Origin of the sequence: Methylobacterium dankookense, from assembly GCF_902141855.1 — a bacterium.
In the GTDB taxonomy this organism is placed as follows: Bacteria; Pseudomonadota; Alphaproteobacteria; order Rhizobiales; family Beijerinckiaceae; genus Methylobacterium; species Methylobacterium dankookense.
In genome coordinates this window covers 1-21404 of record NZ_CABFVH010000052.1, presented here as the reverse complement: position 1 = coordinate 21404, position 21404 = coordinate 1, and the positions used below count along the sequence as shown (strand labels likewise).

Annotated in this window: 21 protein-coding genes; 11 read left to right on the top strand and 10 right to left on the bottom strand. The window is 71.2% G+C overall.

Translation table 11 applies throughout. The annotated features are described in order from the left end of the window. Positions 1–150: 150 nt before the first annotated feature. Together MTDSW087_RS25350 and MTDSW087_RS25345 are read right to left on the bottom strand one after the other, a co-directional pair. Positions 151–2157: an acetyl-CoA carboxylase biotin carboxylase subunit gene (locus MTDSW087_RS25350; RefSeq protein ID WP_144767849.1), complete on the bottom strand. Its 2007-nt coding sequence runs from the start codon at positions 2155–2157 to the stop codon at positions 151–153. A gap of 157 nt (positions 2158–2314) precedes the next feature. Beyond that, on the bottom strand, positions 2315–2758 hold the full coding sequence (locus tag MTDSW087_RS25345) for a hypothetical protein (protein WP_144767847.1): 444 nt from the start codon (positions 2756–2758) through the stop codon (positions 2315–2317). A gap of 455 nt (positions 2759–3213) precedes the next feature. On the opposite strand from MTDSW087_RS25345, the gene MTDSW087_RS25340 reads away from it, so the two are divergent. The 3 genes from MTDSW087_RS25340 (at position 3214) to MTDSW087_RS25330 (ending at position 5470) form a co-directional block, all read left to right on the top strand. Beyond that, positions 3214–3393, top strand: coding sequence for a DUF1328 domain-containing protein (locus MTDSW087_RS25340; RefSeq protein WP_144767845.1), 180 nt, complete (start codon positions 3214–3216; stop codon positions 3391–3393). A gap of 4 nt (positions 3394–3397) precedes the next feature. Next, a complete protein-coding gene (locus MTDSW087_RS25335) occupies positions 3398–4258 on the top strand; it encodes an SDR family oxidoreductase (RefSeq protein ID WP_144767843.1) in 861 nt (286 codons plus the stop codon). Positions 4259–4381: 123 nt separating this feature from the next. Further along, entirely contained in the window at positions 4382–5470 is a 1089-nt protein-coding gene (locus MTDSW087_RS25330) for a helix-turn-helix transcriptional regulator (protein ID WP_144767841.1), read from the top strand. Positions 5471–5530: 60 nt separating this feature from the next. Here the strand turns inward: MTDSW087_RS25330 and MTDSW087_RS25325 are convergent, their stop codons facing one another. Beyond that, a complete protein-coding gene (locus MTDSW087_RS25325; protein ID WP_144767839.1) occupies positions 5531–6490 on the bottom strand; it encodes a cation diffusion facilitator family transporter in 960 nt (319 codons plus the stop codon). A 249-nt stretch (positions 6491–6739) separates the two neighbouring features. On the opposite strand from MTDSW087_RS25325, the gene MTDSW087_RS25320 reads away from it, so the two are divergent. After that, positions 6740–7165, top strand: coding sequence for an HIT family protein (locus MTDSW087_RS25320; protein WP_144767837.1), 426 nt, complete (start codon positions 6740–6742; stop codon positions 7163–7165). Between the two features lie 59 nt (positions 7166–7224). On the opposite strand, the gene MTDSW087_RS25315 is transcribed toward MTDSW087_RS25320, so the two are convergent. The 4 genes from MTDSW087_RS25315 to MTDSW087_RS25300 all read right to left on the bottom strand — a co-directional run bounded on the left by MTDSW087_RS25315 (position 7225) and on the right by MTDSW087_RS25300 (position 11176). Further along, complete coding sequence (locus MTDSW087_RS25315; protein WP_144767882.1) at positions 7225–7617, bottom strand: PilZ domain-containing protein; 393 nt, start codon at positions 7615–7617, stop codon at positions 7225–7227. A gap of 277 nt (positions 7618–7894) precedes the next feature. Continuing rightward, on the bottom strand, positions 7895–8125 hold the full coding sequence (locus MTDSW087_RS25310; RefSeq protein ID WP_144767835.1) for a hypothetical protein: 231 nt from the start codon (positions 8123–8125) through the stop codon (positions 7895–7897). A gap of 104 nt (positions 8126–8229) precedes the next feature. Then, on the bottom strand, positions 8230–10305 hold the full coding sequence (locus MTDSW087_RS25305) for an NAD(+) synthase (protein WP_144767833.1): 2076 nt from the start codon (positions 10303–10305) through the stop codon (positions 8230–8232). Positions 10306–10423: 118 nt separating this feature from the next. After that, positions 10424–11176 (bottom strand): TetR/AcrR family transcriptional regulator, encoded by a 753-nt coding sequence (locus tag MTDSW087_RS25300; RefSeq protein ID WP_238179651.1) that lies wholly within the window; start codon positions 11174–11176, stop codon positions 10424–10426. Positions 11177–11433: 257 nt separating this feature from the next. On the opposite strand from MTDSW087_RS25300, the gene MTDSW087_RS25295 reads away from it, so the two are divergent. After that, entirely contained in the window at positions 11434–11865 is a 432-nt protein-coding gene (locus MTDSW087_RS25295; protein ID WP_144767831.1) for a MarR family winged helix-turn-helix transcriptional regulator, read from the top strand. A gap of 32 nt (positions 11866–11897) precedes the next feature. Then, the gene (locus MTDSW087_RS25290) at positions 11898–13184 is read left to right on the top strand and encodes an MFS transporter (RefSeq protein ID WP_144767829.1); all 1287 of its coding nucleotides are present in this window, start codon (positions 11898–11900) and stop codon (positions 13182–13184) included. Here MTDSW087_RS25290 and MTDSW087_RS25285 read toward each other — a convergent pair. Both MTDSW087_RS25285 and MTDSW087_RS25280 read right to left on the bottom strand, forming a co-directional pair. Then, a complete protein-coding gene (locus MTDSW087_RS25285; protein ID WP_144767827.1) occupies positions 13181–14377 on the bottom strand; it encodes an MFS transporter in 1197 nt (398 codons plus the stop codon). The two genes, MTDSW087_RS25290 and MTDSW087_RS25285, sit on opposite strands and share 4 nt — an antisense overlap. 215 nt (positions 14378–14592) lie before the next feature. Beyond that, complete coding sequence (locus MTDSW087_RS25280; RefSeq protein ID WP_144767878.1) at positions 14593–15090, bottom strand: Ros/MucR family transcriptional regulator; 498 nt, start codon at positions 15088–15090, stop codon at positions 14593–14595. Between the two features lie 543 nt (positions 15091–15633). Here MTDSW087_RS25280 and MTDSW087_RS25275 point away from each other — a divergent pair. Further along, the gene (locus MTDSW087_RS25275; protein ID WP_373322058.1) at positions 15634–15867 is read left to right on the top strand and encodes a YgaP family membrane protein; all 234 of its coding nucleotides are present in this window, start codon (positions 15634–15636) and stop codon (positions 15865–15867) included. 122 nt (positions 15868–15989) lie between these two features. On the opposite strand, the gene MTDSW087_RS25270 is transcribed toward MTDSW087_RS25275, so the two are convergent. Next, positions 15990–16256, bottom strand: a complete 267-nt coding sequence (locus MTDSW087_RS25270) for a GlsB/YeaQ/YmgE family stress response membrane protein (RefSeq protein WP_109952570.1) — start codon at positions 16254–16256, stop codon at positions 15990–15992. 197 nt (positions 16257–16453) lie between these two features. Here MTDSW087_RS25270 and MTDSW087_RS25265 point away from each other — a divergent pair, with 197 nt between their 5' ends. From MTDSW087_RS25265 to MTDSW087_RS25250, 4 genes are all read left to right on the top strand, one after another. Beyond that, on the top strand, positions 16454–16810 hold the full coding sequence (locus tag MTDSW087_RS25265) for a RidA family protein (protein ID WP_144767825.1): 357 nt from the start codon (positions 16454–16456) through the stop codon (positions 16808–16810). Positions 16811–16815: 5 nt separating this feature from the next. Continuing rightward, positions 16816–17916 (top strand): polyamine ABC transporter substrate-binding protein, encoded by a 1101-nt coding sequence (locus MTDSW087_RS25260; RefSeq protein WP_144767874.1) that lies wholly within the window; start codon positions 16816–16818, stop codon positions 17914–17916. 278 nt (positions 17917–18194) lie between these two features. Beyond that, a complete protein-coding gene (locus tag MTDSW087_RS25255; protein ID WP_144767823.1) occupies positions 18195–19403 on the top strand; it encodes a glycosyltransferase family 4 protein in 1209 nt (402 codons plus the stop codon). Positions 19404–19538: 135 nt separating this feature from the next. Beyond that, positions 19539–21065 carry an undecaprenyl-phosphate glucose phosphotransferase gene (locus MTDSW087_RS25250; RefSeq protein WP_144767821.1) on the top strand — a complete coding sequence of 509 codons (1527 nt, stop codon included), beginning with the start codon at positions 19539–19541 and terminating at the stop codon, positions 21063–21065. The last annotated feature ends 339 nt before the right edge of the window (positions 21066–21404 follow it).

Sequence of the window (21404 nt, the reverse complement as noted above, 5' to 3'; positions counted from 1 at the left end):
CGCGTTCCCGGGCGCGATCACCGCGCCCCGGTTCTTGGAGCCTGTTCGACCACGCTTCCAGCAGTCGGCCAGACTTCGAAGATCCCCACCCGCCCCCTCAGGATGAGGTCGTGGGTGGGAAGGCCCGGTGATGTCCGGTCGGATAGGCGCTCAGGCGAATTCGAGGATCACCGCGTCGACGGCGAGGCTGTCGCCTTCCTTGGCGTGGATCTTCGAGACCGTGGCGTCGCGCTCGGCGCGGAGCACGTTCTCCATCTTCATCGCCTCGACGACGGCGATCGGCTCGCCGTTCTTCACCTCCTGGCCTTCCTTGACCAAGATCTGCTTGACGAGGCCCGGCATCGGGCAGAGCACCTGCTTGCCCGAGCCGCCCTGCTCCTTCACCGGCATCAGGGCGGCGAGCTCGGCCTCGCGGCGGGTATAGACCCGGGCCTCGGCCGCCGCGCCCGCGTGCTGGAGCGCCACGCCGTTGAGCACGCCGCGCACCTGGATCGCGGCGCGGTGGCCGTCGATCGTGCCGGTCCAGACCGGCTCGCCCGGGCGCCAGTCGCTCGTCACGAGGCGGGCGGTGCCGTCGGGCTCCGTCACCACCACGCCGTCGTCCCCCTGCGGATCGACGGTGACGGGATGGGCCTCGCCGGCGAGCAGCACCACGCGGTCGCGCTCGAACTTCAGCAGGCTCGGATCGCGCATCTGGCCGGAGATGCCGCGCTTGCGCTGGTTGAGCTGGTGGTCGATGGCCGCCGCCGCCGCCATCATGCGCTTGGCGACCTCGCCCGCGGGCTGGGGCGCCACGAAGCCCTCGGGGAACTCCTCCGCGATGAAGCCGGTCGAGAGCTGCCCCTCCTGCCAGCGCGGATGCGCCATCAGGGCGGCGAGGAACGGGATGTTGTGGCGGATGCCGTCGATGGCGAAGGCGTCGAGCGCCTGTCCTTGCGCCGCGATCGCGTGGGCGCGCGTCGGCGCCCAGGTGACGAGCTTGGCGATCATCGGGTCGTAGTGGATGGCGATCTCGCCGCCCTCCTCCACGCCGGTATCGTTGCGCACGATGGCGTCGCCCTGGCGGCCCTCCTCCGGCGGCAGGTAGGTGGTGAGCCGGCCGATCGAGGGCAGGAAGTTGCGGGTGGGGTCCTCGGCGTAGACGCGGCTCTCCACCGCCCAGCCGTCGAGCTTCACCTCCGATTGCGTCAGCGGGAGCGCCTCGCCCGCCGCGACCCGGATCATCAGCTCGACGAGGTCGAGGCCGGTGATCATCTCGGTGACGGGATGCTCCACCTGGAGGCGGGTGTTCATCTCCAGGAAGTAGAAGGACTTGTCCTGGCCGGCCACGAACTCGACGGTGCCGGCGGAATCGTAGTTCACGGCTTTGGCGAGGGCGACCGCCTGCTCGCCCATCTTGCGGCGCGTGGCCTCATCGAGGAGCGGCGAGGGCGCCTCCTCGATCACCTTCTGATTGCGGCGCTGGATCGAGCACTCGCGCTCGCCCAGGTAGATCACGTTGCCGTGCTTGTCGCCGATCACCTGGATCTCGATGTGGCGCGGGTCGGTGATGAACTTCTCCACGAAGACGCGGTCGTCGCCGAAGGAGGAGGAGGCCTCGGACTTGGCGCGGGCGAAGCCCTCCGCGACCTCGTCGGCGGAATGCGCGATGCGCATGCCCTTGCCGCCGCCGCCGGCGGAGGCCTTGATCATCACGGGATAGCCGATCTCGTCGGCGATCGTCACGGCATGCTCAGGGCTATCGATCACGCCGAGGAAGCCCGGCACGGTCGAGACCTTGGCCGCGGCCGCGGCCTTCTTCGACTCGATCTTGTCGCCCATCGCGGCGATGGCGCCGGGATTGGGGCCGATGAAGACGATGCCGGCCTCGGCAAGGGCCTTCGGGAAGGCCTCGCGCTCGGAGAGGAAGCCGTAGCCGGGATGGACGGCCTGGGCGCCGGTCTTCCTGCAGGCCTCGACGATCTTGTCGATCAGCAGATAGGACTGCGCGGCCGGGGCCGGGCCGATATGCACGGCCTCATCGGCCATGGCGACGTGCACCGCGTCGCGGTCGGCATCCGAGTAGACCGCCACGGTCTTGATGCCCATGCGCCGCGCCGTCTTGATGACGCGGCAGGCAATCTCTCCGCGATTGGCGATCAGGATCTTCTCGAACATCGTGTGCCGCACTCGGACCGTTAGCTTCCCGGGATTCGATCCGGGTTCTCGAGGCCCGGTCGACATGTCCGATAAAGCAGATGCGCGGCGGACGGAAGCTGTGCTTTTGGGCTCCTTCCTGAGGTGAGGGTCGGGCGGCGGGGTTCAGCCGGAGGGATCAGGCGGCGAGCGCGAAGACCGGACGGCGGATCTCGGTGGGCTGCCGCGTCCAGCGATTCGCCTCCAGCGCGAACACGGTGAGGTTCTCGGCGCTGGCATGGGCCTCGCGCACGATCTCGACGGCGATGCGGGCGCCGACCGGGGTCGGGCCGGTGCGGCCGGCGAGCGAGCCCGCGAGCCAGGCGGCGGTCTCGCGCTCGATCCGGCCGGTGGGGCGCTCGCCCCAGACCGCGAAATCGACCACCGCCTGGATCAGGAAGTCGCCGAAGGAGCGGTCGACCTGCGGCACCGCCCGCTCCAGGGCGATGAGCATGTCGGCCTCGTCGCGGCTGGTGATCCCGTCCGGGAGCACGTGCCGCACTAGGCGGCGCACGTCGGACTCGGTGATGGCGCCGGCCGACTGGGTATGGTTGCAGAAGTGCTGAAGAGAAAGCGTGATCATCGTTCGATACCTCTCCGGACTTTGTTGTCGCCGGTGCTTGTTCCCTGATGTAATCGACTATGCTCCCGTGGGATCCTTTGAGAAGTTAACGGCAGAATCTGAACCCGTGTTCAGGTAAACGCTCGCTCACGAAGCAGGCTTTCGGGATTCTTGACGCGGTGGGCCGCATTTGAGGCGCGTCGCGCTCCCATGCCCCTTGCGGGCAGGGATCGGGTGTGGGGGCAGAAGGCACCGCGCCCCGCTCGATCCTGCACCACCCCCACCTCCGGCTCCGCCCCGTAAGGGGGCGGAGAGGCCCGTGGACGAGCCGGACGGCATGCCGCTTCGCGGAAGCCGGGATTAAGAATAAAGGCCCCGCGAGAGCCCAAGCCGACGGAACGGTCGCGCTTGCGCCGCATTGACCGCACTCTCAGTCTCGATGCCGGCCGCATGGCCGCCCGCCCGGAGTCGCCCGCATGTCCCTCCTGAAATGGGCCTTGATCTGCTTCGTGATCTCGGTGATCGCGGGCGGCCTCGGCTTCACCGGCATCGCCTCGGGCGCCGGCGCCCTGTCGCGCATCCTGTTCGGCCTGTTCCTGCTGATCGCGATCGTCATCGTGGTCGTCGCCTTCGCCATCGGGCAGGCGGTGTTCTGATCCGATGGAGACGGTGCTCGCCGGCCGGACCTGCCTCGTCACGGGGGCGACCAACGGGATCGGCTACGAGACCGCCCTCGGCCTCGCCCGCCGGGGCGCGCGCGTCGTCCTCGTCGGGCGCGACGCGGAACGCCTGGCGCGGGCGCAAGCCCGGATCCGCGCCGCGCTGCCGGGCGCCGACCTCGCCACAGCGCGGGCCGACCTCTCCGCGCAGGCCGAGATCCGGCGCCTCGCGGCCGAGATCCGTGCCGGGCACGACCGGCTCGATGTGCTCGTGAACAATGCGGGCGCGATCTTCGACCGGCGCGCCGAGACCGTGGACGGGATCGAGCGAACCTGGGCCCTCGATCATCTCGGCTACGTGCTGCTCACCCTCGAACTCCTCGACCTGATGAAGGATGGGGCGCGGGCGGGCCGCAGGCCCCGCATCGTCAACGTCGCCTCGGCGGCGCATACGCGCGGGCATGTGGACTTCGACGACCTGGAGGGACAGCGGCGCTACGGCGGGATGAAGGCCTATGCCCAGGCCAAGCTCGGCAACGTGCTCTTCACCGCCGCGCTCGCCCGGCGGCTCGCGGATAGCGGCGTCACCGTGAACGCCCTGCATCCCGGCGTCATCCGCTCGGGCTTCGCCCGCGACGCGGGCGGCCTGCTCGGGTTCGGCTGGAGCCTGATCCGGCCCTTCCTGTCGACCCCGGAACAGGGGGCGGCGACCTCGCTCCACCTGGCCTGCGCGCCGGAGCTTGACGGTGTCAGCGGCCGCTACTTCGCCCGCTGCGCGGAAGTTGTGCCCTCGCGCGAGGCCCGCGACGCGGGCGTGCAGGAGCGGGTCTGGGAGATTAGTCTCGGCCAGATCGGCTACTGAACAGGGCCGCAGGTGCGCCGGATCACCTTGTGATCACAACTTTGGGTCAAATTATCCGAATTGCATTGCATCCCAGGCTGCTCGGTCCAAAGCTTGTTTCGGACAAGTGGGCGGCACCGAGCGATGGACGACGCGTTCGAGGACCTGATCGACCGGATCTACGAGGCGGCCGCGATCCCGGACCTCTGGGCGGCCACGCTCAGCGCGATCGCCCGGTTCGGTGAGGGGGCCGGCGCGCTTCTCTTCACCAGCCAGGGCGACGAGTTCCGCTCCATCGCCTCCCCCGAGATCGAGGAGGTCGTGGAGGCGTTCATGGCCGGCGGCTGGGCCGCCCGGAACGACCGCCCGGCCCGGCTCTTCGCCCGGCAGCATGCGGGTTTCCTCACCGATCTCGACGTCTATACCCGCGAGGAGCTCGACACGAACCCGCTCTTCACGGAGTTCCTGCGCCCGCGCGGCCTCGGCTGGGGCACGGCCTCGGCGATCACGGTGCCGAGCGGCGAGCAGATCGTGGTGGACGTGGAGCGCGCCTATGCCGACGGGCCCGTCCCGGCGGCGGTGGTGGAGCGGCTCGACACCCTGCGGCCCCATCTCGCCCGGGCCGCCACCATGTCGGCGCGCCTGCGCCTGCAGGCGGTGCAGGTGGCGGCCGACGCCCTCGACCTCGTCGGCCTGCCCGCAGCGATCCTCGGGCGACAGGGCCAGGTCCTGGCCATGAATGGCGGGGCCGAGGCGCTGCTCGGCGGCGCCCTGCGCGAGGGGCGCCGCGTCGCCCTCGCCGATCCGCGGGCCGACCGCCTGCTCGGCGAGGCGGTGGAGGCGCTCGCCACGGGCGCGCTCGAGGCGGCGCGCTCGATCCCGGTGCCCGGCACGCCCGAGCGGGCGCCGGCCGTCGCCCATCTCCTGCCGGTGCGGCGCAGCGCGCGCGACCTCTTCGCCGCCGCCGCGGCGATCCTCGTCGTGACGCCGGTGGCGCACGGCATCCTGCCGGGCCTCTCCGTGCTGGAGGGCCTGTTCGACCTCACCGCCGCCGAGGCGCGGGTCGCCCGCTCCATCGCGAATTGCCGCACGGTGGAGCAGATCGCGGCCGAGTCCGGCACCTCGCCCCAGACCGTGCGCTCGCAGCTCAAGGGCGTGATGGCCAAGACCGGCGTGAGCCGCCAGGCGGAGCTGGTCGGCCTCCTGGCCGGCGCCGCCCTGCCCCGGCTCTGATGCGCGTCGCCCCTTGACGCCTCGCTTCTTGCCCCCGCGACTGCGGGGCGGCGTCCGAACCTAAGCCGCCGCCCGTGCTCCCGCCGAGGCCGTCTGCGCCTGGATCTCGATGAAGACCCGGGTCACCTCGGGGTTGGCCGCCTTGAGCGCCCGGTCGAGGCGGCTCACCGCGGCCTCCACCGCGCCGGCATCGAGGTCGTCCGCCATGTCGAGGCTGACATTCACGAGGATGTCCCGGGGGCCGAGATGCTGGGTCAGCACCTCGTTGACGTGGCGCACGCCCGGCTCCGCCCGCACGACCGTGTCGATCGCGGCCACCACCTCCGGGTCGGCGGCCTCGCCGATCAGCAGTCCGTGCGTCTCGATCATCAGGAAGATCGCCATGCCGACGAGGACGAGGCCGATGCCCACCGAGGCCCAGCCGTCGAGGGCCGGCCGGTCGAGGAGATGGGCCGCCACCACGCCCGCCATGGCGAGGACGAGGCCGATCAGCGCGGCCACGTCCTCCACGAGGATGGTGAAGAGCGACGGGTCCTTGCTGCGGCGGATCGCGGTGATCGGCGAGCGCCCGCCCGTCTCCGCCCGGAAGGCCCGCACCGCGACGAGGCAGGAATAGCCCTCGGCGAGAATCGCGAAGCCGAGGATCGCCACGTTCACCCAGAAGCCGGAGAGGCGGATGCCGAGCACGGTGGCGTCGGCCGCCGGCTCGGGATGCATGATCTTCTCGGCACCCTCGTAGATCGCGAAGATGCCGCCGCCGAGGAAGATCATCAGCGCGACGACGAAGGCGTAGAAATAGATCTCGCGGCCGTAGCCGAAGGGATGGCGCGCATCGGCCGGCTTCTGCGCTCGCTTCATCCCGACGAGGAGCAGGATCTGGTTGGCGGTGTCGACCACCGAATGCGCGCCCTCGGCGAGCATCGCGGTCGAGCCGGTGAGGGCGGCGCCCACGAACTTCGCCACGGCGATCGCGAGGTTGGCGCCCGCGGCGGTGTAGATGGCGCCCGTGCTCTCGGCCATGCCTGCCCTGTCTCCCGGCTGGTCGGGCGCCGGTCCAGGCGCTGCGACGAGGCGGGAATGAGCCGCGGGCGGCCGCGGTTCCGCGGGTGGACGGCGGCGGGCGGCTTGCGGCATCGTTGGAGCGCTCTCCGCCGAAGTGGAAGCCGGTTCGGCGAAAGAGAGCGCGTGAGAACAAAGGTCTGGAACCGTGCCTTGTCGCAACGCGATCGGGCATGGCTCTGGCGCGCGAGACCGACACCCGGAGCGAGCATGCCCGCCTACGATCCCGACAACATCTTCGCCAAGATCCTGCGCGGCGAGATCCCGGCCCACACGGTCTACGAGGACGACCACACCCTCGCCTTCATGGACGTGATGCCCCAGGGCGAGGGCCACACCCTGGTGATCCCGAAGGCCCCGTCCCGCGGGCTCCTCGACGCCGAGCCGGATTCCCTCGCAGCCCTGGCCCGCAGCGTGCAGGTGGTGGCCCGCGCCGTGAAGGCGGCCTTCGCGGCGGATGGGCTGACGGTCTTCCAGTACAACGAGCCGGCGGGCGGGCAGACGGTGTTCCACCTGCACGTCCACATCATCCCGCGGCGCGAGGGCGTGCCGCTGAAGCGCCACGAGGGCGGCATGGCCGACCCGGCCGTGCTCGCCGCCCATGCCGAGCGTATCCGCGCGGCGCTGAAGGGTTGAACGTCCCAGGGCTCCGCCCTGGAACCCGCGAGAGGGCTGAGCCCTCTCGACACCCGGAATCAGGCGGCGGGCGCGCTCTGGGCCATGCCGGTGAGGAGGCGGCGCAGGGCCGTGTTCTCGGCCTCCAGCTCGGCGATGCGGCGCAGGAGGGCCGAGACGTCGGCCGCCGGCTCCGCCGCGGCGGGCGAAGCGGGCTTCGCCGCATCCTCGAAGGTGACGCCGACGCCGTCCTCGCGGCGCCAGCGCAGGGTGGCCCGGTAGGTCCGGTCCTTCTGCGGGATGTAGAGGTCGAAGACCTCCGGCAGGGTGGCGGTCTCGGACAGGCTGATGCGGGCTCCCGTGGCGGAGAGGTCCCGCACCAGGCAGTCCATGCTGGAGGCGCCGTTGTTGAAGCGGATGCGTCCCTTCAGGAACACCCGCTGCCGCACCTCCTGGCGGTGCTCCGCTGACATGGCCATGCCCCTCGGATCGAATACGTCCGGGCGACCCTGCCATCCCAGCCGTTAAGGAACGTTTCCCCCGATCTCCGACTCGGACCTGAAGTGCGCCGGCGCGTGGTCGGTCGTTTTGTCCTCTCCCCTCAAGTCTCAAGATGCAGGGGAGGCCAGATGCTGGGACACGCCTCATACGACATCCGGGTGATCCCTTCGGGATGGCGGATGTCGCCTTCGCTCAAGCGCCGCGCGGGCTTGCTGAGACCGCGTCCGTTCCGATCAACCGGACACGGTCTCAGCCGATGTAGCGACGGTCCACGGTCTGGAAGAGGTAGAAGCCGTTGAAGCGCACGGCCGTGTCGGCGGCCCGGCCGTCGAAGTCGAGGGGCAGGCCGCCCTGGTTCTCGAGCTTGCCCTCGAAGGTCCAGCGTCCGCCGCCCAGGAAGGTCGGCACGGTGCAGGCCTCCGGCACCGCGCAGCACAGGCCGTCGATGGCGCGCAGGCGGAACAGGTTGTAGCTTCGCATCCGAAGTCCTCCGCTTGGCCGCCCTCTGCCGAGCCCGCGCAGCGCCGCGTGTGCGCTGCGAAGAATCAGCTTGACCGTGCTCATAATGGCACAATCCGTCGGGTTTATGTCGACTCGTTTGCGGGGACGTTTCTCTCCAGTTCGTCGAGCCAGATCCGGGCCGATCCGTCGGAGGGCGCGCGCCAGTCGCCGCGGGGCGAGAGGGCGCCGCCCGCCGCCACCTTCGGCCCGTTCGGCAGGGCCGAACGCTTGAACTGGCTGAAACCGAAGAAGCGGGCGAGGAACACGGCGAGCCAGCGCCGGATCTCCGGCAGGGGGTAGGCGACGCGCTTGGCCTCGGGGAAGTCCGGCGGCCACACGCCCCGCTCCGCATCGCCCCAGGCCTGGAGCGCGAGGAAGGCGATCTTCGAGGGCCGGAACCCGTAGCGCAGCGTGTAGAACAGGTTGAAGTCCTGCAGCGCGTAGGGGCCGATCGTGGCCTCCGTGCTCTGCGGGCTGTCGTCGGCGTCCATCGGCACGAGCTCGGGCGAGATCTCGGTGTCGAGCACCGCCTGGAGGGTGCGGGATTCGTCCGGCCCCACCTGCCCGCTCGCGATGACCCAGCGGATCAGGTGCTGGATCAGGGTCTTGGGCACGCCGGCATTGACGGCGTAATGGCTCATCTGGTCGCCGACGCCGTAGGTGCACCAGCCGAGCGCCAGCTCCGAGAGGTCGCCGGTGCCGATCACGATGCCGCCGTGCCGGTTGGCGAGCCGGAACAGGTAGTCGGTGCGAAGCCCCGCCTGCACGTTCTCGAAGGTGACGTCGTAGACCGCCTCCCCCTTCGCGTAGGGGTGGTCCATGTCGGCGAGCATCTGCCGGGCGCTCGGCCGGATGTCGATCTCGGCCGCGGTGCAGCCCATCGCCTGCATCAGCGCGTGGGCGTTGGCCTTGGTGCCCGCCGAAGTGGCGAAGCCCGGCATCGTGTAGGCCAGGATGTCGGAGCGCGGATAGCCCAGCCGGTCGAAGGCCTTGGCGATGACGAGGAGGGCGTGGGTCGAGTCGAGGCCCCCCGAGACGCCGATCACCGCGCGCCGCGTCCCCGTCGCCTCCAGGCGCTGCGCGAGGCCGGCCACCTGGATATTGTAGGCCTCGTAGCAATCCTGCGCGAGGCGGGCTGGATCGGCCGGCACGAAGGGGAAGCGCTCGACCCGGCGGCGCAGGCCGAGATCGTCCGCCGGCGGGTCGAGCCGCACGGCCACGCGGCGGAAGGGCGGCGCGCTCGAGGCGCGCGCATTGTCGTCGAAGCTGCCGGTCTGGCGCCGGTCCTGGGCGATCAGGTCGAGGTCGATGTCGGCGACGGTCGCCACCGGCCCGAGGGGGAAGCGCTCGCCCTCCGCGAGGCGCACGCCCGACTCGTCGATCGAGGTCTGCCCGTCCCAGGACAGGTCGGTGGTCGATTCCCCCTGCCCCGCCGCGGCGTAGACATAGGCGCAGGCCCCGCGCATCGAGGCCGCCCGGGTGAGGAGCGCGCGGGACTCGGCCCGCCCCACGGTGATCGGGCTGCCGGAGAGGTTGGCGAGCACGCTGGCCCCGGCGAGCGCCGCGCGCATGCCCGGCGGCTCCGGCACCCAGAGGTCCTCGCAGATCTCGATGCCGAGGGTGAAGCCGGGCAGGTCCTCGGCCTCGAACAGCAGGTCGGTGCCGAAGGGCGCCGCGTGGCCCGCGACGCGGATCGTCTCGCCCGCGATGCCGGCGCCGGGCGCGAAGTGGCGCTTCTCGTAGAACTCGCGGTAGTTCGGCAGATAGCTCTTGGGCACCACGCCGAGCAGCCGCCCGCCCTGGATCGCCAGCGCCGTGTTGTAGATCCGGTTGCGCCAGCGCAGCGGCGCGCCGGCCACGAGGATCGGACGCAAGCCGGCCGAGCCCGCGATCACCCGGGCGACGGCCGCCTCGACGGCATCGAGCAGGGTCTCCTGCAGGAACAGGTCCTCGATGGCGTAGGCCGAGAGGCCGAGCTCGGGGAAAACCGCGAGCACCGCCCCCTCCCCGTGGCAGGCCCGCGCGAGGTCGAGCAGCGCCTCCGCGTTGCGTCCCGGCTCGGCCGGATGGCTGCGGGTGGTGCAGGCGGCCACGCGCGCGAAGCCGTGGCGGTAGAGCGAGCGGAAGTCGGCAGGGGCTTGGGAAGGGCTTTGGGTCACGGTGCGGGCCGGCCTCGCGATGGGGCGGGAACAGGTCTTCAGATAAGGCGCGCGGGCCCGGGGCTCCAGCGAAAGGCGCGGCCCGGGTTCCCGCGGCCGCTCGCTCCGATCCGGCCCCCTACTCCGCCTCCCGCCCCTCCAGGCAGGCGCGCAGGACGGCCGGTGCGCCGGCCAGGAACATCCGCACGTCGTCGGCGATCACCGGCCCGGTATCGGCCGGCACCGGCCAGCCGTACACGAACTTGCGGATCGCGATGTAGAAGATCTGGCCGTGCAGTGCCCAGGCCGTCTCCTCCTCCCGCTCGGTGAGCGGGACCGTCTCCGGGTCCGGCAGGCCGAGATGGGCGCGCAGCTCCGTGCAGACCGGGCGGATCAGGCTGTCGCGCACCACGGCGAGGTAGCGCGGCGCGATGTCGTAGCCGGTCAGCCCCGCCGAGACGAAGATCCGCACCCACTCGTAGTCGAAGATGCGCTCGGCATAGTCCCGGTAGAAGCGCACCAGCCGCTCCTCCAGGGGAAGCGTGCGGTTGCGCAGCAGCAGGTCCCAGTGCGGGTTCCAGCGGCTGACATAGACGTGCTCGTAGACCCGGTCGATCAGGGCCTCTTTGCTCGGGAAGTAGCGGAAGATCGCCGAATGCGAGATGCCGATGCCGCGGGCGAGCTCCCGCGTCTGGCCGCCGAAGCCGTGCTCGGCGAAGAAGCGCGCCGCCGCCGCCACGATCTGGCGCTCGCGCTCGGCCGCGGGCAGGCGCCGCCGCCCGGCCTGCGCCGCCTCGTCCCGGACGCGTCCGCGGACGAGCCCCTCCTCCGGGAAATCGTCCTCCGCGAAGGCGTCCTCCGGCATCCGTGCGGCGATCGTGGGCGGGAGCATGGCGTGAGGACCGGTCGTTCGCGCGGGCGGCGCCTGCCGCCCCACCAGAGACTTGTACCGCCTGGGCGCGAAAGTTCGACCAGGCCCTCGCGCATCGCGGGGCTGCGGGAGGGGCGGGATTAGCGCGCACCCGAGCCGGAGCGGGTGTCGTTGCTCCCGGCGGACCATCCGCGCGGGGCCGAAGACGCGTGAGGCGCGCTGACCGGAGCGCCACAAACCGGTTGCGGGGCCGATCATGCGGGCATATACCCGCATCCATGCCATCCGACCTGTCCCCCGATTCGCCGGCCGACCCGCCCTGCACCTGCACCGCCCTGCGCCGGGCGGCGCGCTCGGCCACCGCGGCCTACGACGCGGCCCTGCGGCCGGCCTCCCTGCGCGTCACCCAGTTCGCGATCCTGCGCATCCTCGCCCGGCTCGGCCCCCTGCCGGTGACCCGGCTCGCCGAGGAGGCGGCCCTCGACCGCTCGACCATGGGCCGCAACCTCGACCCGCTGGAGCGGCGCGGCCTCGTGCATCTCGCGCCCGACCAGGGCGACCGCCGCGCCCGCGTCGCCGCGCTCACCGAATCCGGCGCGGCGGCGATCGAGGCGGCCCTGCCCCATTGGCGGGCGGTGGAGGCCGAGATCGGCGCCCGCCTCTCCCCCGGCGCGCTGGCCTCCCTCGCCGCCCTCGCCCCGCGCTCCTGATCCCCGACCTCTCGAGACCCAGAGAATCCGCCATGCCCGCAGGACCGAAGACGCGCGCGCCCGGAGGGCTGCACTATGCCTGGGTGATGGCCGGGATCACCTTCCTGGTCCTGCTGATCGGCGCCGGGATCCGGGCGACGCCCGGCATCCTGATCGTGCCGCTGGAGCGCGAGTTCGGCTGGTCGACCGCGACGATCAGCGCCGCGGTCGCCGTCAACATCTTCCTCTACGGGCTGATCGGTCCCTTCGCGGTGGCGATCATCGAGCGCTTCGGCCTGCGCCGCTCGGTCGCGTGCGCGCTCCTCATCCTGGCGGCCGGCACCGCCGCCACGATCTTCATGCGCGCCTCCTGGCAGATGGTGGCCCTGTGGGGCATCCTCGTCGGCTCGGGCACCGGCATGGTGGCCAACGTGCTCGGCGCCACCGTCGCCGGGCGCTGGTTCGGCAAGCATCGCGGCCTCGTCGTCGGCCTCCTGACCGCGAGCAGCGCCACCGGCCAGCTCGTCTTCCTGCCGCTGCTGGCCAACATCGTGGTCGATCACGGCTGGCGCGCGGTGGCGCTCACGGTGGCCGCCACCGCGCTCGGCCTCGTGCCGCTCGTCGTGCTCCTGATGCGCGACCGCCCGGCCGATCTCGGGCTGCCCCGCTACGGCGAGAGCGTGATCCAGCCCGCGCCGAAGACCGGGATCAACCCGGCCCGGCGCGCCCTCCAGGGCCTCGCGATGGGCCTGCGCAACCGCGACTTCTGGCTGCTGGCCGGCACCTTCTTCGTCTGCGGCGCCTCCACCAACGGCCTGATCGGCACCCATCTGATCCCGGCCTGCCTCGACCGCGGCATCCCGGAGGTGACGGCGGCGGGCATGCTCGCGCTGATGGGGATCTGCGACCTCCTCGGCACCACGGCCTCGGGCTGGCTCACCGACCGGGTCGACGCGCGCAAGCTGCTCGCCTGGTATTACGGCCTGCGCGGGCTCTCGCTGATCTTCCTGCCCCAGGCCTTCGACGGCAGCCTCTACGGCCTGTCCCTGTTCGCGGTGTTCTACGGGCTCGACTGGATCGCCACGGTGCCGCCGACCGTGAGCCTCGCCGGCAAGGCCTTCGGCGAGGAGAATGCCGCGCTGATGTTCGGCTGGATCGCCGCCGCCCATCAGATCGGCGCGGCTGCGGCCGCCTGGGGCGCGGGCCTCGTCCGCACCGGCACGGGCGACTACGCCTCGGCCTTCGTCTCGGCGGGCTTCCTCTGCCTCGTCGCGGCGGCGATGGCCCTGATGATCGGGCGCGGCCTCGGCGCCGGCCGGACCGAGCCGGTCCCCGCCTAAGCGGGCTCCGAGGGGGCCATTCCCTCGGCGTGCCGCGCGGCCTGCGGCGGCATCGCCCGCCCGCGCAGGGCGGTCGCGGCGAGGACGAGGCCGGCGACCGAGACCGCCGCCGCGAGCAGGGGCAGCTCGCGGTAGTTCGCTCCGAGCGTCAGCGCCGTCCCGCCGAGCCAGGCGCCCGTGGCGTTGCCCAGGTTGAACGCCCCCTGGTTGAGGGTCGAGGCGAGGTTCGGCGCGTCGCGCGCCGCCTCGACCACCCAGACCTGAAGCGGCGAGACCAGGGCGAAGGCTAGCCCGCTCCAGACCACCAGCACGGCGACCGTCGCCACGCCGAAGGGGGCGACGAGGGTGAGCAGGCCGAGCACCGCGACGATGCCGAGGAAGCCGCCGACCACGGTGGCGAGCAGGTTCCGGTCGGCAAGCCGGCCGCCGACGAGATTCCCGACCGTCAGCCCGATCCCCGCCGCGAAGAGCACGCCGGTGACGCCCTGGGCGCTGAAGCCGGAGACGCCCGTGAGGAAGGGCGTGACATAGGTGAAGACCGTGAAGAAGCTCACCGAGGAGAGGGTGGAGATCAGCATCGGCTTCAGCACCGGCCAGCGTCCGAGCGCCCGGAACTCCCGCCCGAGCCCGCCGCGCGTGCCCGGGAGGCCGGCCGGCACCCAGAGCCCGATCGCGACCAGCGCCGCGACGCCGATGCCGGCCACCGCCCAGAAGGTGGCCCGCCAGCCGAGCGCCTGGCCCAGGGCGGTGCCGAGGGGCACGCCGAGCACGTTGGCGAGGGTTAGCCCCGCGAACATCAGCGCCACCGCCTGCGTGAGCCGCTCGGGCGGAACGAGGTCGCGCGCCACGATCGCGCCGATGCCGAAGAAGGCCCCGTGCGCGAAGGCGGTCCCGACGCGCGCGAGCATCAGCAGGCCGTAATCCGGCGCCAGGGCGCAGCCGAGATTGCCCAGGAGGAAGGTGAGCATCAGCGCGAGCAGCGCCGTCTTGCGCGGCAGCCCGGCCGTGGCGATCGCCACGAGCGGTGCGCCGATGACGACGCCCATCGCGTAGCCGGAGACGAGGTAGCCCGCCTGCGGGATGGTGACCCCGAGGCTGTCCGCCACCTCGGGCAGGAGCCCCATGATGACGAATTCGGTGGTGCCGATGCCGAAGGAGGCGACGGCGAGCGCCAGGATCGGGGGTGTCAGCATGCCGGCTCCGGACAGCACGTTCCGCCGAAGCGGCTTGTGCACTGCGAGATAGGCCGAACATGGCAAGCCACGCGCACCTGCCTACCGCCCGGGGCGGGAGGCTGATGCGCATGGCGGACAAGGCTCTTCCGCTTGATCCGCGTTGCGGCGCGGCGCAGGCGCCGACTCAGGCCCCTCTCGGGGCGGGCGCTCCGGATCGGGGCTGCGGCTGAGGGTTACTCCGCGGCCTGCGCGTCCTGGGCCTTGCGCCGGTTGCGGGGCTTGGCGGCCGGTGCCTCGGCTTCTTCCGGCTCCTTCGGCTTGCGGCGCTGCTGACCGAGGCCAAGCGCGCGGGCGAGCTCGGAGCGCTGGGCCGAATAGCTCGGCGCGGTCATCGGGTAGTCGCGCGGCAGGCCCCATTTCTCCCGGTAGGTCTCGGGCGTGAGGCCGCGCAGGGTGAGGTGCCGGCGCAGGGTCTTGTAGGGCTTGCCGTCCTCGAAGCTGATCAGGTTGTCGTTGGTGATCGACTTCCGGATCTGGGCCGGCGTGAGCTTCTCGATCGCCTGCGATTCCGACGGCGCCGGATTGGACAGGGCGACGAGGGCGGTGTGCACACCTGCGATCAATCCTTGTAGATCGCTGGGCGGGACCGAATTGTTCGACACGTAAGCCGCGACGATTTCGACAGCCAGGCTGATGTGATCGGCACTCTGCTCTTCCATGACCATATCCATTGCGATGGACGCTCCTTCAGGCGCGAAGATCGATCCATCATGGGGGCTGGTCAAGGGTTATATTCCGGAAAACGTGGATTTATAGGCTGTTTTGTACACGATCCGGGATCGGTGCGCGCAGAATGCAGGAAATCACTGCATTGATGGCTTGCCGGAGAAGGAATGCGGATCGCTCCGGGCGCAGTGACAAGCCTGAGAAAGCAGACGAAATGTGTCGTTCAATTATCTGAAAATGAAGGAAAAAGACTGAACTTCGGTCTCATGCCGGAGGTGGTCGGCATGGAGCGGGCGAGCATCCCGGGCAGAGTATAAATGCACCCTCCGGTTGTAAAAATCGGCAAATTGAAGTAGAAGTTTTGGAGTGCCCAAATCCATCGGGCACAAGACGGCGCTGCGTCCTCGGTGAGGCGCCGCCTTCGTCGGACCTGTCCGGGAATGGCCGCCGCATCCCCGGATGGCCCTTCGTGGAGATGGCCGCGGAACGCCGTGGGCGCAGCCGCGTTCGCCCGGCGATCCCTCCCTCACGGAGACACGGCGAAACCCATGGCGACCCAGATGACCACCGGCCTGATCCACGACATCTTCAGCGGCGAGCCGAACCTCACCACCACGGAGCGCGCCGTCTCGGTCGCGATCGGCCTCGGCATGGCCGCCGCGGCCGCGCAGCCGCGCCCGAACAAGTTCCTCAGCCTCGCCGCCCTGGTCGTCGGCGTCGGCCTGGCGCTGCGTGGCGCCACCGGCCACTGCGCCATGAAGGCGGCGGCGCAGCGCCTCTGAAAGAGCGAAAGGACTGGTCCCGGTCGCGAGGCCGGGACCTGCCCCATCATCGAACGCGAAAATCGAACACGAAAAGGGGCGCCCCGCGGGGCGCCCCTCTCCGTTCGGGCCGTGCCGCTCCGTCAGAGCGTGGTGGTGCGGCTGCGGCTGGCGAAGAAACCGTAGATCGCGAGCACGACCACCGCGCCGACGATGGCGCCGATGAAGCCCGCCCCCTGGTTCGGCCCGTACCAGCCGACCGCCTGGCCGATGAAGGTCGCCACGAAGGCGCCGACGATGCCGAGGATGGTGGTGAGGATGAAGCCCGACGGCTCGTTGTCGCCCGGCATGATGAACTTGGCGATGACGCCGGCGAGGAAGCCGATGATGATGGTCCAGAGAATTCCCATGACAAACCCCTGACGCGAATTGCGAGTGCCCACAGAACGCGCCAGCGGGGCGGCAGGTTGCCGCGGAAAGCTTGGGCGCAGCGGATTTTCTGAGGCCGCCCGCCCCGGAGGCCGCGCCCGCCCTTTACGGGGCGGTCCGCCGGTCGCAGAACGGCGCCCGGCGCGTCCTGCGAGGCGCGCGGGCTAAGGAGACGGATATGGCGATCGAGCGGTTCGAGCCGGGCAAGCGGATGTCCCAGGCGGTGGTCCACGGCGACACGGTGTACCTGGCGGGCCAGACCGCGAAGGATACGGCCGGCACCGGCGTCACCGCGCAGACGCAGCAGATCCTCGACGAGATCGAGCGCCTGCTCGCGGCGACCGGCAGCGACAAGGACCACATCCTGATGGCCACCGTGTACCTGTCCGACATCGCCACCTTCGACCAGATGAACGCCGCCTGGGATGCCTGGGTCTCGAAGACCAACCCGCCCGGCCGCGCCACGCTCGAGGCGCGGCTCTGCGCGCCGGACTACCTCGTCGAGATCGTGGTCGTGGCTGCGAGGGCTCGGTGAATCCGCTGCGCCGCGCGTTTCTCGGGGCGGGTCTCGCCGCGGCGCTCGTCCTCGGCGGCGGCCTCGCCGCCGGGGCGCAGGAGCGCGTCGTCAACGTCTACAACTGGTCGGACTATATCGACCCGAAGGTGCTGGAGGCCTTCACTCGGGAGACCGGGATCAAGGTCGTCTACGACACCTACGACAACAACGAGATCCTGGAGACGAAGCTGCTGGCCGGCCGGTCCGGCTACGACGTGGTCGTGCCGTCGGGCCCCTTCCTGCAGCGGCTGATCCGGGCCGGCGCCTTCCAGCTGCTCGACAAGGCGAAGCTGAAGAACCTCGGCAACGTCTGGCCGGAGATCGCGGGCCGGCTGGCCACGTTCGATCCCGGCAATGCCTACGCCGTCGACTACATGTGGGGCACCACCGGCATCGGCTACAATCTCGGCCTCGTGCGCGAGCGGCTCGGGCCCAACGCCCCCCTCAACAGCTGGACCACGGTCCTGAACCCCGCATCCGCGAACAAGCTCAAGGATTGCGGGATCATGATGCTCGACTCGCCCGAGGATCTGATCCCGAGCATGATGCCGGCGCTCGGCGCCAAGGGCGACTCGAAGCGCTGGGACGACATGACCCTCGTCACCGACGCCCTCTACAAGGTCCGGGGCACGGTGCGGAAGTTCCACTCCTCCGAGTACATCCAGGCGCTGGCCAACGGCGACCTCTGCGTCGCGGTGGGCTATTCGGGCGACGTGCTCCAGGCGAAGAAGCGGGCGGACGAGGCCAAGAACGGCGTCGAGATCGCCTACGTCATCCCGAAGGAGGGCGCGCTGATGTGGTTCGACGCCTTCGCCGTCCCGAAGGACGCGGCCCACCCGGCCGAGGCCCACGCCTTCATCGACTACATGCTGCGCCCCGAAGTGGCGGCGGCCAACACCAACTTCGTCTCCTACGCGAGCGGCGTCCTGCCGGCCAAGCCCCTGGTGAAGCGGGAGATCCTCAACAATCCGGGCATCTATCCGGACGAGGCGACGATGCAGCGCCTGTTCACCAACACCGCCTGGGACGATCGCACACAGCGCTTCGTCACCCGGCTCTGGACCCGGGTGCGCACCGGGCGGTAGAGCGCGCTTGAGCCGAAGTGGACACCGGTTCGGCGCATGAGAGCGCGTCGAAACAGGAGCCTGGGGCCGCTCCCGATCGCAACGCGATCGGGAGCGGCCCCAGGCCGGGAGGGGGCAGCAGGCTCGACTTGTCGGGGCCGCGTTAGCCGGCCGCTTACCCTGCCGCCGCAAAGGCTTGGGACCCCGGCCACCCCGGCGGGCGGCATTAACCGCCCGCCCACCGCCGCGGCGTCAGATCTCCCGGAACGCGGCCGTCCGCCGCCCCAGGGAGCCCTGCCGTGGTCGCCGCCTTCAGCCCCCTCGATTCCGGTCCGCCCCGCCGCATCCTGCACGTCTTCCGTGCGCCGGTGGGCGGCCTGTTCCGCCACGTGGTCGATCTCGTCCGCCTCCAGGCCGCGGCCGGGCACAAGGTCGGCATCGTCTGCGATTCCAACACCGGCGGCGCGCGCGCCGAGCAGGCGCTCGCCGACCTCGCCCCCCATCTCGCCCTCGGGGTCCGCCGGGTGTCGATGCGGCGCAACCCCCATCTCGGCGACCTCGCGGCGCTCCGCGCCGTCGCCGCCCGGGCCGAGACCGTGCGGGCCGACGTGCTGCACGGCCACGGCGCCAAGGGCGGCGTCTATGCCCGGCTCGCCGCGGTCGAGGCCGGCGGCCGCCCGGTCATCCGCGCCTATACCCCGCATGGCGGCAGCTACAACTACCGGCCGGGCAGCCTGCTGCACCGGCTCTACATGGCGGCCGAGGGCGTGCTCGCCCGCCGCACCGACGTGTTCCTGTTCGAGAGCGAGTTCGTCGCCTCCCGCCACCGCGCCTATGTCGGCGTGGCGGCCTCGGTGACCCGCATCGTCCATAACGGCATCGGCGAGGTGGAGTTCGTGCCCGTCGCCCGGGCCGCGGACCCGTTCGACCTCCTCTACGTGGGCGAATTGCGCGAGGCCAAGGGCCTGCCGGTTCTCCTCGAGGCGCTCGCTCGCCTGCACGCGCAGGGCCGCCGCCTGCGCCTGCTCATGGTGGGCTCGGGGCCCGATGCCGAGTCCCTCGCCACCCTCGCTGCCGCCCACGGCCTGAAGGATGCGGTCGCCTTCGAGCCGGCCCAGCCGATCCGCGGCGTGCTCGCCCGCGGCCGCATCCTGGTGGTGCCCTCGCTCGCCGAATCCCTGCCCTACGTGGTGCTGGAGGCCGCCGCCGCGGCGATGCCGATGGTCTCGACCAATGTCGGCGGCATCCCGGAGATCTTCGGCGAGGCCGCGGACATGCTGATCCCCGCCCGCGATCCCGTCGCCCTCCAGGCCGCCATCGCGGCGCTGGTCGACGAGGCGCCCGAGCGCGTGAGCGCCCGTTTCCGCGCCCTCAGCGACTCGGTGCACGAGCGCTTCTCCATGGACCGCATGGCCTCGGACGTGCTCTCCGGCTACGCCGCCGCCTTCCGCGCCCAGCGCCGCAGCGCCGAGGCGCCGGTCCCGGTCAAGGTCTCGGAGCCCGCCTGAGGAGCGCGCCGAGCCCTGTCGCAGAGGCGTGATCGGCCCTTTTAAGGGTTCGGAGAGATCGCTCCGCGACACTCGCCCGCAAGGGTCGTCCGGCGGCCCGCCGCGCCGCCTCCCGCCTTGAGGTCTGAGCCTCCGATGAGTGCCTTCGATGTCCGCGATCTCCTGAGGGCGGCCGGGCAGCCCGGCGCGGCCGGCGACACCGAGCTGCGCGCCGGCGCCGTCCCGCTCGCCGAGGCCGCCGCCCCGCCGCAGGCCGGCCCGATCTCCAGCGTGGTGGTCAGCGGCCTCGTGCGCCTCTTCGAGTTCGCCCTCGTCGCGCTGCTCGGCGCGGCGCTGCACCTCCTGATGCTGCGCGGGGTCGTCCCCTTCGGCCAGCGCTACGCCCTGGCGATCGGCGGCGTGGCGGTGCTCGCGGTCGGCCTGTTCCAGGCGGCCGGCACCTACCGGATCGCGGCCTTCCGCAGCTTCTTCAAGACCGCGGTGAAGCTCTCCGCCGGCTGGTCGCTGAGCTTCCTCGTGGTGGCGACCGCCCTGGTGCTCGCCAAGGTCGCCGACCATTACTCGCGCCTCTGGCTCGCCACCTATTTCGGCAGCGGCCTGCTCGTGCTGCTCTCGGCCCGCTTCGCGCTCTCGGGCCTGATCCGCGCCCAGACCCGGCAGGGCCGCTTCGACCGGCGCACCGCGATCGTCGGCGGCGGCAAGGCCGCCGAGGAGCTGATCGCCGCCCTCGAGACGCAGTCCGACAGCGGCATCCGCATCGTCGGCGTGTTCGACGACCGCAACGACGACCGCTCCAGCGACGTCGTGGCGGGCTACCCCAAGCTCGGCACGGTCAGCGACCTCGTGGACTATGCCCGCCACACCCGCCTCGACCTGATCGTGTTCACGATCCCGATCTCGGCCGAGGCGCGCATCCTGCAGATGCTCGGCAAGCTCTGGGTGCTGCCGATCGACATCCGCCTCTCGGCGCACGCGACCAAGCTGCGGCTTCGTCCGCGCAGCTATTCCTATCTCGGCTCGGTGCCGGTGCTCGACGTGTTCGACAAGCCGATCGCCGATTGGGACGTGGTGACGAAGGCCCTGTTCGACCGCTGCGTCGGCGGCCTGATGCTGCTCGCGCTCGCCCCCGTGATGCTCGCCGTGGCGGCGGCCGTGCGCCTGACCTCGCGCGGGCCGATCCTGTTCCGGCAGAAGCGCCACGGCTTCAACAACGAGCTGATCGAGGTCTACAAGTTCCGCTCGATGTATGTCGACCAGTGCGACGCCACCGCCAACCGCATGGTGACCAAGGGCGACCCGCGGGTGACCCCCGTCGGCCGCTTCATCCGCAAGACCTCCCTCGACGAGCTGCCGCAGCTCTTCAACGTGCTCAAGGGCGATCTCTCCCTCGTCGGCCCGCGCCCCCACGCCCTCCAGGCCAAGGCCGCCAACACCCTCTACGACCAGGTGGTGGACGGCTACTTCGCCCGCCACAAGGTCAAGCCCGGCATCACCGGCTGGGCCCAGATCAACGGCTGGCGCGGCGAGACCGACACCAGCGAGAAGCTCCAGCGCCGCGTCGAGCACGACCTCTACTACATCGAGAACTGGTCGGTCCTGTTCGACCTCCAGATCCTGCTCACCACGCCCTTCGCCCTGCTCAAGACCGAGAACGCCTATTGAGGCGGCCGGCCGCGGACATCGCGTCGCGCTCCCATCCGGACGAGGGCGGTGACGCGGGATCAGGTCGTTCCGGACCAGGGCCGGGCCCTGTGAACATCCGGAACGGGCTCGCCCTCTCCCCTCTGCGAGAGAGGGCGGCCCTCGCGTGAGCGAGGGTTCGGGTGAGGGGAGCAAGGGTTCCGGACGGGAGAGGGGGCCTGTCGCGGATCCCGCGAATACGCGGAAGACAGCGCACGCGCCTTCGGCCCCGCGCGGATTGTCCGCCGGGGGCATGGCTGGCGCGGTCGGGGTGACGCGGGACGCCGCGGAGCCCTGAACGCAACGTTGCAAAGCCGGCTC